We start from the raw sequence: 15969 nt of genomic DNA, 5'->3' as shown, positions 1-15969 counted from the left end.
ATTTGTTACAAGATGTTTGTTTTAAAAAGAAAAATAGTGAGGGTGAGTCTGAAAATGCTAAGTATTTTAATGGGTTAGCGCTTTTGTTAGTGAAATTGTTATTTTTTCCAAAGAAAAGAATCCGCTACTTGGTTTCATTTAAAGATTAACATCAATTGCTGTTGTGCATATACTCTGGGTACTAGGACAACAATATCAATCACATAGAAAAGGAAGTCTGGCCATGATCGCCTGTAATCTTGCCTATAAAACCTCAATTTTGTCGCTAAGCTCGTTATTCATCCTCACCGCATGTGGTGGAGGTGGAGGTAGCGATAGTGGTGGTAATTCGAATATTGGAAGTGGGTCAAACCCGCCACCGGCTGCGCCTGCGGTTACGCTGTCTGGTTATGATAGTCAAGCTGCACTCAGTAGCCTCTCAGCCATGGATAGCTTACTACAAATTGGCTTTATGTCTCAAAACACCTTAGTGCTTAACAGTACCTCTGGTTCAACGGGGGAGTTAAGCTGTAGTAATGGTGGATTGTTTGAGCAAGTGCATGCTGATAATGACAGTAATGGCGAGTTCTCAGATGGGGATACGGTAACCATTAATTATCGTGAATGCTATGTTGCAAGCTTAGACGATGTTGCTGATGGGAGTGTTGTCTACGATATCGAGTTATTTGCTGAGGACGAGAGTTTTACAGCAAATGTGGATATAAGCGATTTAATTATCGATGGCGTCATAAATCTTGATGGCGTAATACGTGTTAAATATGAGGGTGAGACGTCAGAAAGTTCACTTATTGTAAATACAGTAGGCAACGTACCGCTTAATTTTAACAGCCAAAAGGTTATGACTTTCAGCAATTTTGAAATTGTAAAGCAGGACGATTATCAAACAGCAAAGTATCGAGTTGGCGTCAGTGGAAGTATTAACGACGAAGAGCTAGGCGCTACATATCGTATTTCCCAACTGCAAGGTTTTTCAGGTTATTTGAATGAATATCCGAATGAGGGAGAGCTTTCTATTTCTACTTCCTCAACTGATGTTGCAACGGTAACCGCAAATTTTGTGGAAAACTCCACCTTCTTCAACGTATCTTACGGTTCAGATACCTATTTAATGCAGTGGGATGATGCTATAGAGGGCGCGATGATGGGCGTCAGCGCGCAATTGCCAGATTATATTGTTCCGTTTCGCTCAGATAACTTTGCATTTGTCACCGTTGCCAACAAGCCCTCGCTAGATAAGTTTGGTTTAAGTGACAGTGTTACCTTAGTGTTTTCTCGCCCAGTAGAATCGGTGAGCCCACCCTATGGAGAATTTGCTTTTGGTGCAAACGAGTACCCATATGTCGATGTTCCTGCATCAATAGAAATTAACGGGGCTATGGTTATTGCTTCGCCTGAACGAGCTCTTCAGGCTGATAAGAATTATACCTTAGTAGATATTGAGGTAGTAGCGACGAACGGTCAAAATGAATATGTATATTTGTCCTCAATTCAAACAAGCAACGAAATTATTCCAGCTATAACTAGCCAATCAAAACTATACCGTTTTAATGATACTCCGTTACTTAATGCGGCAGAAACAACCAATAACTCAAACGGAGAGCTCTCTTTTCAGTGGCGCGAGGCTAGCAATGCGGGAGTGGTTTTTGACAACCCAACTGGAGCAGAAACGAGCTTTAACGTACCAGAAGAAACAACTGACGACCTTTCTATTGAAGTAGTCATTACAGCACCCTCAGGTTACAGCGTGATTGAAGGGATGACTATCAGTTACGTTGAGCCAATGAGCACGATACTGAGCTTTGACAGTCCTCAAGGAGACTATATCGGCGGGGGACAAAGCAGGTTCTTTACTGATGCGGACGGTGTGTTCAATGTTAACTCTTACGAAGAAAGTGCAAACTATTTGGACGTTTCGTTTAATGGAAACGATTGGTGGAATTTAGACCTAGCAGCGCCATCTGACGAGATTATTGGCGTAGGTGTATATGAAGGGGCTAGAAGGTATCCTTTTCAATCTCCTACATCGCCAGGTTTAAGTTTTACTGGGTCGGGAAGAGGATGCAACCAAAGCAGTGGTAGGTTTGAAATTTTTGAATTGTCATACAATGAATCTGGTGAAGTCGAAAGTTTAGCCGTCGATTTTGAACAGAGCTGTGAACTTACCAACCCAACTTTAAAAGGGCAGTTCCGTTATAACTCGAACATGCCGTTAAACCCACAGTAAGTCAGAGTTGGGGGTTATAAATTGATGTTTATAAGCCTAGACATCACCTAAAAGTGTAATTTGAAAGCCCGGTTCTGCAACCGGGTTTTTTACGCCTGTTTACTTTTCACCAGAGTTATAGCACTACAGTGTATATGCAGGCACGATATTATGATCCAGTTATCGGGCGTTTCTACTCAAATGATCCGGTTGATGTACTTAAGCAAATGCAAAGAGGAAATAGTGCTGTACATGGATTTAATCGTTATGCATACGTCAACAACAATCCATAAAAATACACTGATCCCAACGGGGAGTTCTTCAATGCAATTGCAGGCGGAATCGGTGCTGTCATAGGTGGTATTGGGGGCGGAGTATCTGCTGCGCTAAATGGTGGTTCAGCAAAAGATATAGCTATTAGTGCTGGAGTCGGAGCGACTACAGGTGCATTAGCTGGATTCACTCTTGGGACCTCACTTGTCGCAACAGTTGGGACAGGCGCTGCCGTGGGTGTTGCTAGTGATTTAGCTAGCCAAACGATAACCAACTTTGATGCAGATGCAGTAGACATAAGCTCTGTATCTTCTGCGCTGGAGTCCTCTGTTGACGAGCTTGGAGATGCAGTTAGTGATATCAATTTGAAAGAAGCAGGTGTAAATGGCGCTCTCGGCGCACTTGGAGGAGGTACTGCAAAATTGGCCCAGACTATGAAGTTTTCTGATACTGCAACTGGTGTTATAACAGAAACCACGAACGCAGCAACGTCAGCCAAGAAAGAAGAACTTGCAAAATAGGAAAAAGATGAAAAAAACGTTCAAATTAAAAACTAACAAGTTCTTAAATGTACTAAAGCTACTCTTCATATTTCCTGTTTTGGTAGTATTGGGAATAGCTGCAAAAGTAATAAGTTTTTATTACCTTGAACTCCTCATGCTCGTTGCCATTTTTTTGGCCATTTTATGGTTTTATCGCATCACTTATGTGAACAAGCATCAGCTCGATGACGGCACTTGCTTAGTACGAGTTAGATACAATATTTTTAACTTTAAATTTGTAAAAGTCAGTTTCAGCCAAAATGGAAAGGAACATATACATACTGCCCGTACAAAGGAGACTGTAATAGTTGTCGGCAAGCCAGATATTCCATTGGATGTTGAGATTAATATGGACTTGAAATCAATTGGGGAGCCTGAAGCTTCTATACAGGTTTATAAAGGGTAAAGGTTAAATTTGCTTTAAATTGAATCCAACCCAATCGCCTCGCACTAGCGGGGCTTTATTTTTTGTTCTCAATTCAACTGACTTCAAGAATTAAGCTATACTGCTAATGCAATGAATTAGTTGTATTTTATTAATGTATTGCTATGACTCGTAGTGTCGATAAATGTATATGCAGGCACGATACTATGATCCAGTGATTGGGCGGTTTTATAGTAATGATCCGGTTGATTACCTAGGGCATATGCAGCGTGGAAATCCTGTTCATGGATTTGGTCGTTATACTTATGCAAATAATAACCCTTATAAATATATAGATCCCAATGGAGAATTCGGCCTTCTCGGATTTGCAATAGGCTTCGGCGTTGAATTGGCCTCACAAGCTATTGCAGGTGAAGGATACAGTTTAACTAAGGCTACAGTTATGGGAGTTTCTGGAGCATTGACTGGCGGATTAGCATCAATAGCAAAATCATCGGTTACAGTTGGTGGTAAAATTGTAGCAACTGGAGCAGAAAAACTAGCAGCAACATCTCTAACTGTTTCTGGTGGAGCAGTTCTAGATGGTGGAGCTGGAGCAATCAATGCGTCAATTGAAGGAAAACCTTCAGGTCAAATAATGGATGCCTCACTCGAAAGTGCAATTGAGAGTGTCGCCCCACAAGTAAAAGCGGTTGGAAATATTGCTGGTGACATCACAAGCTCTCTACTTAATAAGGCAGGTGCAGGAGATGGTGCAACTGATCTTGGTTCAGAAGCAGTGAGTAAAGTTGCCGAGCGAGCTGTATCTGATGCTTGTAGCGCGTTAAATAATGAGTGTTAATAGATGATCAAGAAACACCAACTAAAAAAGTTATTAAAAATTTCTCTAATTTTGTCATTCTTAATCTTAATTCTCGCAGTCTTAAAAACTCTGATTAATGGCACTATAAGTCAACTAACCATATCAGGTGCGCTACAGGCAGTTGCAATTTCTTTTGTGACAGGGACGGTTGGAGCCGTTGCACTGATGTTAAAAGATAATAAAGGTTAGGCCTAGTAGCGATTATTTATTGCCAAATTTAAGTAAAAGCCTCGTACTCGCGGGGCTTTTTTTGTTCGCATACAAACTGACTTAAAAAGTAAACTATATTGCTAAAGCACTGAATAAATTATTTCTTTTCGATTACCTACTATGACTCATAGTGTCGTTGAATGTATATGCAGGCACGATACTATGATCCAGTGATTGGGCGTTTTTATTCGAATGATCCGAATGGTGAATTCTTAAACTTTGCGATCGGTGGGTTAGTAGGCGCTGCTGTAGAGGCGTTAACTCAAGTCGCAACCGAAGGCAAAGTCACTACTTGGGCTAAAGTTGGTGCGATGGGTGTTGCGGGTACATTGTCCGGTGGTTTGAGTATTGCTACTAAGGGATTATCGGTTGGTCAAAAGGCTCTGGCAGTTGCCGGTAACACTACTATTGACGCTACTTCACAAGCGTCGGCGAGTTTGATTTCTGACGGTTTAACGGGAGATATAGAAGGATCATTTACTAAAGCAGCTGAAACGGGATTGAATGCTGCGGTGGGGCCGGGTAAAGCAACGGTTTCTGCTGGCAAAGGAAAGCTGGGTGTTATCAGTAATATTGTTGGAGCAAAAACGCCAACAGTAAACACTGGTGTTAAATCTTTAGATTCAGTAATAACAGAAACGAGGGCTGCACTCGTGAAAACCGCAGAGGGTGTAGAGGCTGGTAAGATTAACTATGAGTTGAAAGAGAATAACTAAGATGTGTAAACCTGACGCAAACACTGCCTTTTTGAAAGGTTTTAGATACATGTTTTCGTTTTCATTTATTGTACTGTCAGTCTTGTTCTTTTTTATGTTAAGCATAAGCAACAGCTCAGAATTGAAGATTAGTAATGTACTTTTAGGTTTTTCAGGGATTATCTTACTTGCTCTGGTTGTTAGCTTTTTAACTGTTTATACAGGAATTAAAAAAGGAATTGAGGCTGGAGAAACTTCAGATTCCGAAATATTCAGGAAAAACGGTAAATTGAACATAAACTTTTTAAAAAAGCACGACTAGCTCATGGGCAAAGACCTATAAATTCTTTTGAATCCAAAGCCTCGCATTCGCGGAGCTTTGTTTTTACAGCAGGTTGATGATTTGCTGAAATTCACCATTGCGCCAATGGCCGAGAGATTTTCTGCCATCAGGCATGATGCGTTCGATGTAGTCTGGAAAGTCTGGTCGATTCAGCATATTTTTCATAAAGCGTTTGTCCCTGAGCTAGCAAGTCACGGCTTAATTTCCCAGATTGGCTATCGAACTCAACCTCATTCGCTAATGCCAACACTTAGTTTACTGAGATCTACTGCAAGTCCCTTCTCTCGGCGTTAAGCAACTTAAGCAATTCCTAGCTAGTCAAGAGGTAATGCATTTGCATTACCTCTTGGTTAATACTAAAATCAAAGCTAATGAAACTAGCAGAAGATAGAGGCTATTATGGCACGGGTTGCTTTAGAAACTGAATCAACATTGACAGACCGCTTTCAAACCACAGTGCCTAGTCCTGTTCGTCAGGCGTTGCAGTTAGGCAAGAAAGACAAAATTAAATACGCGATACAGTCTGATGGCAGCGTTGTTATCTCGCGTGCAGCAGCGCAAGAAAGTGACCCTGTACTTAGCGAGTTTTTATCATTCATAGCGCGTGATATGAAGGCTCATCCTGAAAGACTAGAGCCGTTATCAGCAAGTATGCGTGAAAGCGTTGATGCGTTGGTTGAAGGTGTTGAAATTGATTTAGATGCTCCGTTATCGGATGAGGACGAGTAAGTTTGCAAAAAACGATACCAATGGTCGTAAATGGCTGGACACTTTACACTCATCCATTGTTTAAAGAGCAGTACCTTAATCTGAAATCACAAGTTGAGGCTTTACGTGAAAAAGATCCAAAAGGTTACCTTAAAAAGAACGCCACGAAACGATTAGCCGCTATTCAAAGGCTAATCTTTGAATTAATACCACATGACCCTATCAGTGCTGAATTTCGCCAAGGAAGCACATTAGGTAATGATAAAAAGCATTGGTTTCGGGCAAAGTTTTTCCAGCAATACCGTTTGTTTTTTCGTTATCACCTAGAGTCAAAAGTCATCGTTTATGCTTGGGTAAATGATGAAAACAATAAACGCGCATACGGTAGCAAGACCGATGCTTACAAAGTATTCGAAAAAATGTTAAAGACAGGTCATCCTCCCGAGGGATGGGATGATCTTTTAAAAGCAGCCAAGGACGAATTGCTCTCTCCATAAGCGAACCACTTGCTTTTCCAAAAGAACGTAGTCTGGTTCGTATTTCCGATTATTTTATATGCAGGCACGGTACTATGATCCAGTAGGTGCAATAACTCACTAAGGAATGCAAAAAGGCATTAACGTGTTCAGTCATTATTCCTACGCCATGTATAAGCTTAATTGTATATATTATTCGCTCTTTTAAGTGCTGCGACTTCGTTCTTGGCATTTTCAAGAAACGCATCGAACTGACGGATAATATCTGGGTGAGAAGTGGTAGAGAGTTGATAGCTGAATTGAGTGCTTGGAGCGTGTGTTGCTAGAGCAAAGTCGTTGGCATCATAACCTAACTCTGTTGCATAGTGTTTTACAACATGAATGTTAAGGTCTAGCCCGTCTATCAAGCCCTTTTTAAGCATGCGAATTAAAATGCGAGTAGAGCCTTCATAAACAAATTCGATATTGTTTTCTTCGATGCGAGAGGCCCACTGTGGGCCCGGGATGAAACCGTATAAAGTGCCAATCGTTCTTATTTCACTTTCTGGAAGCTTTCTGTTTTCTTTTAACACAACAGTGTCTGCGCGAAGGTTAATTATATCCTCACTAAACACTAAGCCCTCATTGCCGCTATTCCAAAGGGAGTGGTCGGGAAGGCGAAAGTCGATATTTTCCTTTTGATACCATTCGTGAAATCGGGTTGTCGGTAAATGTATATATTCGAATTTGATGTTGTGCTGCTTGGCAAATATCTCGAGAACGTCAATTAAAAAGCCGGGGTTATCAAGAGCGCTTTTATTCGAATACATGGGGTAATAATCTATGTCTTCGACACCCACTCGATAGATTTGCTGTTGCATTAACTCTTGTTCGGCAGCGACACTGGTGTTTGCAAAGAGAGTGCAAAACGCGAGGCATGATACAAGACACCTTGTAAAGTACCTTGTCCAATGCAATACAAATTTAACTAAGGCGATATTTCCCCATTTTTTCATTACTGTCTCTGTATTTAGGGCCTGTAATTCGCTACGGCGAGAATGTATTTTTCTTATCTATCGTATTTCTATTATATTGTGTCGAGAGCATAACAGTGAGAGCGTAAACTAATATCTTACTCATTTTGCTTTTGCTCTATTGCGCGAACTTGCTCCCGCCACTTATCTAGCTTCTCGAAATAGACGTCCCAAATGCAAGGGCAACACGAGCCTCCGCCGCAGCAATCGTCACGCAGTGGTTTCTCGGGCTCAGGAGGTAACTCGAATTGAGCAGTATTTTGGTTTGCCTTATCCATTGAATTTACCTTATATACTACTAATTAGTATGAGGTGATAGTGCTGTAAATTCAAACAAAAGTTCAAGGGGAGAGAGGCCCGATTTTTCTTTGGAGCCCTTGGTTCTAAATAAATTGAGAAGATTGGGTTAGCAAGTTGTAGTGAAACACTTGCTAACCGTTCTAGCAGTGACAGGGCACTCTGTACTAAATACTTATTATAAGTACCTCATTATAAATGCTTTATTGTGAGTACTTGTTAGCGACTATTAATGGCTGTGTTCGCCCTCTAAAGCATGGCCTTTGTCATTGTAAAAGCCGCTTGCTCCAGCTTCTATGAAGCCTTGAGTCACCATCTTTGTTAGAAAAGGATCGGTGTGGTCGTCTCCAATATCGGCGTAATCGGTGGCTTGATAGTCTGCTCGCTTCGCAAAGAACGAATTCACGTCTGCATTGTAATTGGTTGACGTTAACGTCCAAGTTCGATGAGTTTTTCCACTCTCTACTTCAAAGCTGGCAATTAATTGCTGGTGCACAAGCCATGTTAAGGCAAATGAGCCGGCTGAGTTTTTAAGTTCGTATGTCTCTGTTTTTTCACATCCGCTTCCCGTTGAACTTACCAGCGTCATCGAATCGAGAAAGGTGTCACTAACAAGTTGGTAGCGATAAGAAAAGTCAGTTTCTTTTTTACCGTGAATGGTTTCACCAGGCTGATACTCAATCGCTCGCTTGTGGCCATCAAAATACCGTACTGGCTTAATGAATTTGTTGCGCACCAAAGTGTATTCTTCGGTGATGTTTGTTTCAGGGTACTGATGCGCTACCTTATTATCCATGCGCCAAAGCGACAAATTAGTGGTGCGTGTGCTGTCACCCATGGTGGTGTGTTTGGTAATACTTATTGAGTAATCAGCTTTTAAGCGCTTGCTGTTTTTGTCGCATACTTCATTTGCATGTACGCTATTTAATACCGGTGCTAGCCCTAGTACACAAAAAAGTAATAGTGATTTTTTCATTTTTGCTCCAATACCAAAGGAAGCTGGTGAGCCAGCTCCCTTTGCATATTAAACTGGCCTGCCGTGTTTACCAGCAGACCTGAGTTACTGTACTTATATCCTAACAATTATTCTATTGCGCTCTCAGCTTGTGATACGAAATCACCAGCAAAGTCCATAACATGGAAAATAACGCTTTGTTCGTTAGTACCATTCACTAAGAAGGCACCTGGGCCTTTAGCGTAAATGCCAACGTCTTCACCCGAGTGAGTTTCAGAACCAAGCGGTACCAAAGCTTCTTGGTGATAGCCTGGTGTAGTGGTATCAACATCGGTAATATCTTCACGGCCAGTGTCTGGGCCAGCAAGATACGACGCGTCTGAGTTAGTCACATCACCTAAGTTTCTAAAACCAAGACCGTTAGTGTAACCAAGCGTTGTGTAGGGCGTGCCGTCGGCAGCCGTTGCTGCGTCTTCAGCGCCTACATTAACAACTTTACCCAGAATTGGGTTACCGCGCTTAGGATAGCCCGCAATAGTAAATACATGGCCGTGGTCAGCGGTAACAATGATAAGTGTATCTTCATCGTTAGTTAGCTCATCTGCCGCGGCTACGGCTTCAGCAAATGCAATGGTGTCGTGCAATGCGCCGTAGGCGTTTCCTGCGTGGTGAGCATGGTCTATACGGCCAGACTCTACCATTAAGAAAAAGCCTTCATTGTTGTTATCGAGTACTTTGATAGCAGCGCTGGTCATTTCGGCAACCGATGGCTCACCGGCAATATCGTTCGCACGGTCTGCTTCGTATTGCATGTGTGACTCGTTAAACAACGCAAATACACGCTCGGTGGTTTCTGTGTCTAAACCGTCAAAACCAGACTGGTCAAACACGTAAACACCGTTAGTGTAGAGATCTTGCCATTCTGCCGTTAGGTCGCGGCCATCTGTACGGTCGCCTTCTGTGCTGCTGGCAGCATCCGGGCTATTAAACGCTGCATCTCTTGGAAGGAAGTGACGACGACCTCCACCCATTACCACTTCAATACCGTCAACGTCTACACCATCAAATTTCGCTTCAAGATTGCTCTCAAAGTTGATTAGTTGGTCTGCAATATCAGTACAGCCAGCAGTAACGGCTGCTTCTGGCATATCTGAGATATCTTCCCAGTTGCGGTCGGCAGATTTTGCATAAGTGGCAGCTGGTGTAGCGTGGGTTATACGTGCTGTTGAAATGATACCGGTAGATTTACCTGCAATTTCAGCAAGCTCTAGTGCAGTAACCAGTTCATTACCTGCTACTGTAGAGCAATCGCCGCGCTCAATATCTTCATCAACGCCTATAACGCCCACATCAGTTTTGATACCGCTCATCATCGCAGTCATGGTGCCTGCAGAATCAGGCGTTTGAGCGTCAACGTTGTAGGTTTTTGACAAGCCAGAGAATGGGAAACGGTCGAAGCTTAGTTGATTTTCCTCACCTTCCAAACCTTTCATCTGACCGTCTAGAATACGAGCCGCGGTAACGGTTGAAACACCCATACCGTCACCAACGAATAAAATAACGTTTTTCACCGTGCCGCGCAGGTTCTGAACCATTGCATCAAGTTCTTCTTGTGAACTTACGGTAGCAACGCTCACATTAGAAGATGCTGCAGCATTACCTGAAGTAGCATTCATCCAAACCTGCTTATTATTTTCTACTTCTGTTTGCCCATCAACGAACCATTCGTTGTTTAAGCTAGTTAGAATTTCGCTGTTGTCCACTGAGCTTGCGCCGGGCACACATACGTAGCTTGTTGAAGTGATTTCGCTGTCGGACAATGTGCCATCGTTGTCTGTATCTAAGCCAGAGTCGATACGAACGCCGCTGTTAGGGCAGTTTACATCGCCTTCTGGTAGCTGCGTTTGCACGGTAAGGCTATTAGAACCGTTAGCGCCATCGGCACCATTTGAACCGTCTACGCCAGCAACGCCGTCTGCACCATCTACGCCGTCTTGACCATCATCACCCTCTAAAGAGCAGGCTGAAAGCCCAGCTATTGCTACTGCAATTAAACTTAATTTAAATAAATTCATTTTCTTATCTCCACTTATTCGTTAACAAGGCCAAGGGCTTGGTTTATTAAGTGGAAAACAACATTTTGCTCTACCACACCTTGCGCGAGTTGACTTCCAGGACCAGTTGCATGTAAAGAAATATCTTCCCCAGAGTGCGTTTCAGAGCTCAATGGGATAAGTGCTTCTTGGTGATAGCCTGGAGTAGTGGTATCGATATTGGTGAGGTCTACGCGTCCTGCCGCAATATCTAACCCGTAAGAGACATCTGAATTTGTTTCATCGCCTAGGTCATAAAAGCCTCTTCCGTTTGTATACCCAAGCGTAGTGTAAGGGGTACCGTCAGATGCTGTTGCTGGCTCTTCAGAGCCCACGTTCACAACTTTTCCTAAAATAGGGTTGCCGCGTTTAGGATAGCCCGCAATTGTGAATACATGACCATGGTCGGCAGTCACAAGAATAAGCGTTTCTTCAGGGTTAGTATTTTCAACCGCTGTCATTACTGCTTCTTCAAACGCAAGGGTATCGGTAAGTGCGCCAGCAGCGTTACCTGCGTGGTGAGCATGGTCGATACGACCAGACTCAACCATTAGGAAAAAGCCTTTTTCGTTATTATCAAGAATGTTAATAGCTGCTTCTGTCATTTCAGAAACTGAAGGCTCGCCGGCAATATCGTTGCTGCGGTCTGCTTCGTACTGCATGTGAGATTCGTTAAACAAAGCGAAAACCCGCTCTGTAGTTTCTGTATCAATCGCGTCAAAACCAGTTTGGTCGAAAACATAAACACCGTTTTCGTATTTCTGCTGCCATTCTGCGGTTAAGTCGCGCTCGTCAGTGCGATCGCCTTCTACGTCGCTTTGCGCATCTGGGCTGTTAAACGCAGCGTCTTTTGGCAGGAAATGACGGCGTCCACCGCCCATTGCTACTTCAATACCGTCAACATCAATTCCGCTGTAACGGCTTTCAAGATAAGTTTCGAAATTTACAAGCTGATCGGCTATATCAACACATCCAGCAGCGATGGCGTCTTCAGGCATGTCTGAGTTGTCTTCCCAGTTGCGATCGGCTGATTTTGAATACGTTGCTGCTGGTGTTGCGTGAGTAATACGCGCAGTGGACACGACACCAGTAGAAAGACCTTTAATTTCTGCAAGCTCAAGCGCAGTAATCACTTCGTTGCCCGCTACAGTAGAGCAGTCGCCACGTTCGATGTCTTCATCGACACCAATAACGCCTACGTCGGTTTTAAGACCAGACATCATGGCAGTCATTGTTCCTGCTGAATCCGGTGTTTGTGCATTTACATTGTAAGTTTTAACCAGCGCCGTGTGAGGGAAAGATTCAAAGCTTAAATAACCTTCCTCGCCTGGGTTACCCGCTAACTGTCCCTTGTGGATACGTGCAGAGGTAAGTGTAGAAATACCCATACCGTCACCAACAAAAAGAATGACGTTCTTGGCTTTGAATTTATTATTAGTTGCTAGTTTCTCAGTCAATTTCGATTGCGCATCGGTAAACCAAGCGCTATTTGTTTGATGCTCGGGCAAGACTGCTGCTTGTAGCCCAGCGGATACCGCCAGTGCCACTGCAGTGCATGCTGCTTTCCAGTTACGATTCATGATTGTTTCCTAAACGTATTATTAAAATCGGTTTTTGGGTATGTGTGGGCGTTCCCAAAGCAAAAGCGGTTTTTCCTTTGTGCTAGTGCTGAAACGCAGACTGGAGGTTAGGCATGCTTGGTGACAATTATTTGACATATATATTGCAAGATTGTCACATTTGTCATATTCAAGAGTTTTCGTAGGATAGATTTAACCTTGGCGAAGGATTTTTTATAAAGTAATGAGTCGGTTACCTAAAGATGAGCGGTAAAAAAAGAAAAAGATTAATTATCAAATAAGTGGACTGACCAGATTATAAGTGCCGGAATTGATTACAAAAAATTGTGATGTTGTAACATTACTTCTGAGGGCGTGACCTTCAGTATACTTCCTTGATCGTACCAATCGCCCAGCACAATTCGGGTTGCGGGCTTGTTATTCGCTGTAAGGGAATGAATATTAGGGCGGTGGGTATGCCCGTGGATCATGCGTTGAACGCCCCATTTCTCCATGGTTTTCACCACTTCTTCGGGGGTAACGTCCATAATCTCGGGTTTAAGGTTTTGTTGATTAGCTTTACTTTCGGCGCGCCCGTTTTCCGCGACTCGGCGTCTGTACCACAAGGGAAGGGCAAGCATTAGTCTCGGCCACCACCATCCTCGTGATTTTTTACGAAACTTCTGATAGGCAACATCTTTTGTACATAGCTCGTCACCATGGGTAAGTAGTGTAGGCGTTCCGTATAAGTCTACAACCTCTTGCTCGTTCAGCAGCGTCATGCCCGCTTTATCTAGCCATGTTTGTCTTATTGCAAAGTCACGGTTACCGTGGATAAAGTAGATGGGGCAGTGTTGGCTAACGCGCTTAAAAGCGTCGGCAATAAAGGTATTAAAAGGCGTTACGTTGTCGTCGCCTATCCAAACTTCAAACAAATCGCCTAATACATATAGGGCATCTGCTTTTGGTGCTTCTTCCTTTAAAAAGCGCATCAGGCATTGAGTAATGTCCTCTCTCTCGGCACTTAGGTGAAGGTCTGCAATGAAGTAAGTAAAAGGCATAAAACATCTTATTTAAAAGTGAAAAGCCGTACTGGTTAGGTACGGCTAAAACATTTATTGCTGATCTTTTCGTAACCAGCGAATAAGCGTATGGCGAAGTAATAGAGTACCTATTGGAAGATAAGTTTGACTGTTACAACGCCAAGGCACAATAGCAATTATACAACTACCGCTTTCTCAATGATAACAGGCTCTACAGGTACATCTTGGTGATAACCATGGTTGCCCGTTTTAACTGCTTTTATTTTCTCTACTACGTCCATGCCTTCTGTAACTTTACCAAACGCACAATACCCCCAGCCATTAGCGCTTTCGCTAGTGTGGTTTAGGAAGTCGTTATTGTTTACGTTAATGAAAAATTGTGACGTTGCAGAGTGTGGGTCTTGAGTACGAGCCATAGCAATGGTGCCTACCTCGTTTGCTACACCGTTATTGGCTTCGTTTTCAATTGGTGCTTTGGTTTCTTTTTGCTCCATATCTTCTGTGAAACCACCGCCTTGCACCATGAAGTTATTAATTACACGGTGAAAGATTGTGTTATCGAAGAAACCGTCTTGCACATAAGAAAGAAAATTAGCGACAGTGTTAGGCGCTTTATCTTCAAACAGTTCAATTGTGATATCACCAAAATTTGTTTTTAACGTAACCATTATGGGGTCCTATGTATTTTCTTTAAAAAAGTGCGCTAATGGTAGCGCAAAAGCGAAGTTTGGGGAAATACCGACGCATAAATAGACGGTCTTAACATGTTATTACTCTTGTACTTCTATTTTGGCTTTTTAGACAGGCGAAATAGGGGGTAAAAGCCCTACCATTATTTTTATACAGTGCTAAACTTTGCGCCCAAATTGATATACAGGAAGACTTGCTATGCTACATCTTTACAATACCCGAACCCGTGAAAAAGCGAAGTTTGTGCCGCTTGAAGAAGGGAAAGTGGGTCTGTATGTGTGTGGTATTACTGTATACGACCTCAGCCACATGGGGCATGCGCGCACTTACCTAAGCTTCGACGTGCTAGTTCGCTATTTGCGCCACCTTGGCTATGATGTGAAATATGTACGAAATATCACAGATATTGACGACAAAATCATTAATCGTGCAAACGAAAATAATGAAAGCTTTGAAGTGCTAACCAAGCGCACTATCGGCATGATGCACGAAGACTTTGCGGCAATTAATTTGCTAGAGCCCGATGTGGAACCTACCGTAAGTGGGCATATGCCAGAAATAATCGATATCATTGAGCGCCTAGTGGAAAAAGGCTACGCCTACCAAGCACAAAGCGGCGACGTGTTATTTGATGTGAGTAAATATGAAGACTATGGCAAGCTAAGCAAGCAAGACCTAGATCAACTTAAAGCCGGTGCCCGTGTTGAAGTGGCGCAGGGTAAAGACGATCCCCTCGACTTTGTATTGTGGAAAACCACCAAGCCCGGCGAACCAGCGTGGCCATCTCCATGGGGAGAGGGACGTCCTGGTTGGCATATAGAATGTTCTGCAATGAACTACAAGCACCTAGGCGCACATTTTGACATTCATGGTGGTGGCTCAGATTTAACCTTTCCTCACCATGAAAACGAAATTGCACAGTCGTGCTGCGCCCACGATAGCCCGTACGTAAACGTATGGATGCATACGGGGATGGTGCAGGTTGATGATGAGAAAATGTCTAAGTCGCTAGGTAATTTTTTTACTCTTCGCGATGTGCTAAAAGAGCATGACTCAGAAACCTTACGCTTTTTCTTGATGTCTGCCCATTACCGCAGTCAGCTCAGCTACTCGCAAGATAATATTACTCAAGCTAAAGCAGCACTAGAGCGTTTGTATACCGCGCTTCGCGGTGTAGAAGTTGATCATTCAGCAGACCTAGGGCACGGTGGTTATTTAGCGCGTTTTGAAGCTGCTATGAACGATGATCTTAACGTACCAGAGGCATTCTCAGTACTGTTTGATGTTGCCCGCGAAATAAATCGTAATAAAGATGATGCTACTGAAGCCGGCAAGCTAGCCTTCGTGCTAAAAGGCTTGGGCGCTATTTTAGGTATGCTGCAAAGCGACCCAGATGCGTATTTAAAAGGCGGTAACGATAACGACGATGAGGCCGCTGAGATTGAGGCGCTGATAAAGCAACGTAATGACGCAAGAGCCGCCAAAGACTGGGCAGCTGCCGACGCAGCGCGCGATGCATTAACAGCAATGGGCGTAGTGCTAGAAGATGGCGCTGGTGGCACCACTTGGCGTAGAAGTTAGCTTTAAAAATAAAACCGAAACATACTTAAAAAGCCTGCTTA

General features: G+C 43.1%; 17 protein-coding genes. 9 read left to right on the top strand and 8 right to left on the bottom strand.

Annotated features, from left to right (window positions below; genetic code table 11):
* Positions 1-223 precede the first annotated feature (223 nt).
* The 6 genes from GTW09_RS16400 (at position 224) to GTW09_RS16375 (ending at position 5191) form a co-directional block, all read left to right on the top strand.
* Positions 224-2224 (top strand): hypothetical protein, encoded by a 2001-nt coding sequence (locus GTW09_RS16400; RefSeq protein WP_163112730.1) that lies wholly within the window; start codon positions 224-226, stop codon positions 2222-2224.
* Between the two features lie 134 nt (positions 2225-2358).
* A complete protein-coding gene (locus GTW09_RS16395) occupies positions 2359-2496 on the top strand; it encodes an RHS repeat-associated core domain-containing protein (RefSeq protein WP_239059451.1) in 138 nt (45 codons plus the stop codon).
* 213 nt (positions 2497-2709) lie between these two features.
* Positions 2710-2997 carry a hypothetical protein gene (locus GTW09_RS16390; protein ID WP_163112729.1) on the top strand — a complete coding sequence of 96 codons (288 nt, stop codon included), beginning with the start codon at positions 2710-2712 and terminating at the stop codon, positions 2995-2997.
* A 7-nt stretch (positions 2998-3004) separates the two neighbouring features.
* Positions 3005-3424: a hypothetical protein gene (locus tag GTW09_RS16385; RefSeq protein WP_163112728.1), complete on the top strand. Its 420-nt coding sequence runs from the start codon at positions 3005-3007 to the stop codon at positions 3422-3424.
* Positions 3425-3593: 169 nt separating this feature from the next.
* The gene (locus GTW09_RS17655; protein WP_239059450.1) at positions 3594-4244 is read left to right on the top strand and encodes an RHS repeat-associated core domain-containing protein; all 651 of its coding nucleotides are present in this window, start codon (positions 3594-3596) and stop codon (positions 4242-4244) included.
* A gap of 377 nt (positions 4245-4621) precedes the next feature.
* Positions 4622-5191, top strand: coding sequence for an RHS repeat-associated core domain-containing protein (locus GTW09_RS16375; protein ID WP_163112710.1), 570 nt, complete (start codon positions 4622-4624; stop codon positions 5189-5191).
* Between the two features lie 364 nt (positions 5192-5555).
* Here GTW09_RS16375 and GTW09_RS17715 read toward each other — a convergent pair whose 3' ends face one another.
* Complete coding sequence (locus GTW09_RS17715; RefSeq protein ID WP_275407135.1) at positions 5556-5678, bottom strand: hypothetical protein; 123 nt, start codon at positions 5676-5678, stop codon at positions 5556-5558.
* A gap of 234 nt (positions 5679-5912) precedes the next feature.
* Here GTW09_RS17715 and GTW09_RS16365 point away from each other — a divergent pair, with 234 nt between their 5' ends.
* Together GTW09_RS16365 and GTW09_RS16360 are read left to right on the top strand one after the other, a co-directional pair.
* Positions 5913-6242, top strand: coding sequence for a type II toxin-antitoxin system PrlF family antitoxin (locus GTW09_RS16365; protein WP_100971503.1), 330 nt, complete (start codon positions 5913-5915; stop codon positions 6240-6242).
* A 20-nt stretch (positions 6243-6262) separates the two neighbouring features.
* Entirely contained in the window at positions 6263-6718 is a 456-nt protein-coding gene (locus tag GTW09_RS16360) for a type II toxin-antitoxin system YhaV family toxin (protein WP_203565805.1), read from the top strand.
* A 158-nt stretch (positions 6719-6876) separates the two neighbouring features.
* Here GTW09_RS16360 and GTW09_RS16355 read toward each other — a convergent pair whose 3' ends face one another.
* The 7 genes from GTW09_RS16355 to GTW09_RS16325 all read right to left on the bottom strand — a co-directional run bounded on the left by GTW09_RS16355 (position 6877) and on the right by GTW09_RS16325 (position 14325).
* On the bottom strand, positions 6877-7557 hold the full coding sequence (locus GTW09_RS16355; RefSeq protein ID WP_163112726.1) for a type 2 periplasmic-binding domain-containing protein: 681 nt from the start codon (positions 7555-7557) through the stop codon (positions 6877-6879).
* 251 nt (positions 7558-7808) lie between these two features.
* Positions 7809-7988 (bottom strand): oxidoreductase-like domain-containing protein, encoded by a 180-nt coding sequence (locus tag GTW09_RS16350; protein WP_071979964.1) that lies wholly within the window; start codon positions 7986-7988, stop codon positions 7809-7811.
* 248 nt (positions 7989-8236) lie between these two features.
* Positions 8237-8983 carry a hypothetical protein gene (locus GTW09_RS16345; protein ID WP_239059449.1) on the bottom strand — a complete coding sequence of 249 codons (747 nt, stop codon included), beginning with the start codon at positions 8981-8983 and terminating at the stop codon, positions 8237-8239.
* Positions 8984-9090: 107 nt separating this feature from the next.
* Positions 9091-11037 carry an alkaline phosphatase gene (locus GTW09_RS16340; protein WP_163112725.1) on the bottom strand — a complete coding sequence of 649 codons (1947 nt, stop codon included), beginning with the start codon at positions 11035-11037 and terminating at the stop codon, positions 9091-9093.
* Positions 11038-11051: 14 nt separating this feature from the next.
* Positions 11052-12635 carry an alkaline phosphatase gene (locus GTW09_RS16335; protein ID WP_071979961.1) on the bottom strand — a complete coding sequence of 528 codons (1584 nt, stop codon included), beginning with the start codon at positions 12633-12635 and terminating at the stop codon, positions 11052-11054.
* Positions 12636-12949: 314 nt separating this feature from the next.
* Positions 12950-13675 (bottom strand): UDP-2,3-diacylglucosamine diphosphatase, encoded by a 726-nt coding sequence (lpxH, locus tag GTW09_RS16330; protein WP_163112724.1) that lies wholly within the window; start codon positions 13673-13675, stop codon positions 12950-12952.
* Positions 13676-13833: 158 nt separating this feature from the next.
* Complete coding sequence (locus GTW09_RS16325) at positions 13834-14325, bottom strand: peptidylprolyl isomerase (protein ID WP_071979959.1); 492 nt, start codon at positions 14323-14325, stop codon at positions 13834-13836.
* Between the two features lie 220 nt (positions 14326-14545).
* On the opposite strand from GTW09_RS16325, the gene cysS reads away from it, so the two are divergent.
* Positions 14546-15928: a cysteine--tRNA ligase gene (gene cysS, locus GTW09_RS16320; protein WP_163112723.1), complete on the top strand. Its 1383-nt coding sequence runs from the start codon at positions 14546-14548 to the stop codon at positions 15926-15928.
* Positions 15929-15969: the final 41 nt, after the last annotated feature.

Source organism: Alteromonas hispanica, from assembly GCF_010500915.1.
Lineage (GTDB): Bacteria > Pseudomonadota > Gammaproteobacteria > Enterobacterales > Alteromonadaceae > Alteromonas > Alteromonas hispanica.
This window is presented reverse-complemented; position numbering and strand designations above follow the sequence as displayed.

Excerpts from the sequence above, each read along its gene's own strand:
- GTW09_RS17715 (WP_275407135.1), bottom strand. The coding sequence starts at position 5,678 with ATGAAAAATATGCTGAATCGACCAGACTTTCCAGACTACATCGAACGC.
- GTW09_RS16340 (WP_163112725.1), bottom strand. The coding sequence starts at position 11,037 with ATGAATTTATTTAAATTAAGTTTAATTGCAGTAGCAATAGCTGGGCTT.
- lpxH (WP_163112724.1), bottom strand. The coding sequence starts at position 13,675 with ATGCCTTTTACTTACTTCATTGCAGACCTTCACCTAAGTGCCGAGAGA.
- GTW09_RS16395 (WP_239059451.1), top strand. The coding sequence starts at position 2,359 with ATGCAGGCACGATATTATGATCCAGTTATCGGGCGTTTCTACTCAAAT.
- GTW09_RS16365 (WP_100971503.1), top strand. The coding sequence starts at position 5,913 with ATGGCACGGGTTGCTTTAGAAACTGAATCAACATTGACAGACCGCTTT.
- GTW09_RS16335 (WP_071979961.1), bottom strand. The coding sequence starts at position 12,635 with ATGAATCGTAACTGGAAAGCAGCATGCACTGCAGTGGCACTGGCGGTA.
- GTW09_RS16345 (WP_239059449.1), bottom strand. The coding sequence starts at position 8,983 with ATGAAAAAATCACTATTACTTTTTTGTGTACTAGGGCTAGCACCGGTA.
- GTW09_RS16355 (WP_163112726.1), bottom strand. The coding sequence starts at position 7,557 with ATGCAACAGCAAATCTATCGAGTGGGTGTCGAAGACATAGATTATTAC.
- cysS (WP_163112723.1), top strand. The coding sequence starts at position 14,546 with ATGCTACATCTTTACAATACCCGAACCCGTGAAAAAGCGAAGTTTGTG.
- GTW09_RS16360 (WP_203565805.1), top strand. The coding sequence starts at position 6,263 with ATGGTCGTAAATGGCTGGACACTTTACACTCATCCATTGTTTAAAGAG.
- GTW09_RS16350 (WP_071979964.1), bottom strand. The coding sequence starts at position 7,988 with ATGGATAAGGCAAACCAAAATACTGCTCAATTCGAGTTACCTCCTGAG.
- GTW09_RS16385 (WP_163112728.1), top strand. The coding sequence starts at position 3,005 with ATGAAAAAAACGTTCAAATTAAAAACTAACAAGTTCTTAAATGTACTA.
- GTW09_RS17655 (WP_239059450.1), top strand. The coding sequence starts at position 3,594 with ATGCAGGCACGATACTATGATCCAGTGATTGGGCGGTTTTATAGTAAT.
- GTW09_RS16375 (WP_163112710.1), top strand. The coding sequence starts at position 4,622 with ATGCAGGCACGATACTATGATCCAGTGATTGGGCGTTTTTATTCGAAT.
- GTW09_RS16400 (WP_163112730.1), top strand. The coding sequence starts at position 224 with ATGATCGCCTGTAATCTTGCCTATAAAACCTCAATTTTGTCGCTAAGC.
- GTW09_RS16325 (WP_071979959.1), bottom strand. The coding sequence starts at position 14,325 with ATGGTTACGTTAAAAACAAATTTTGGTGATATCACAATTGAACTGTTT.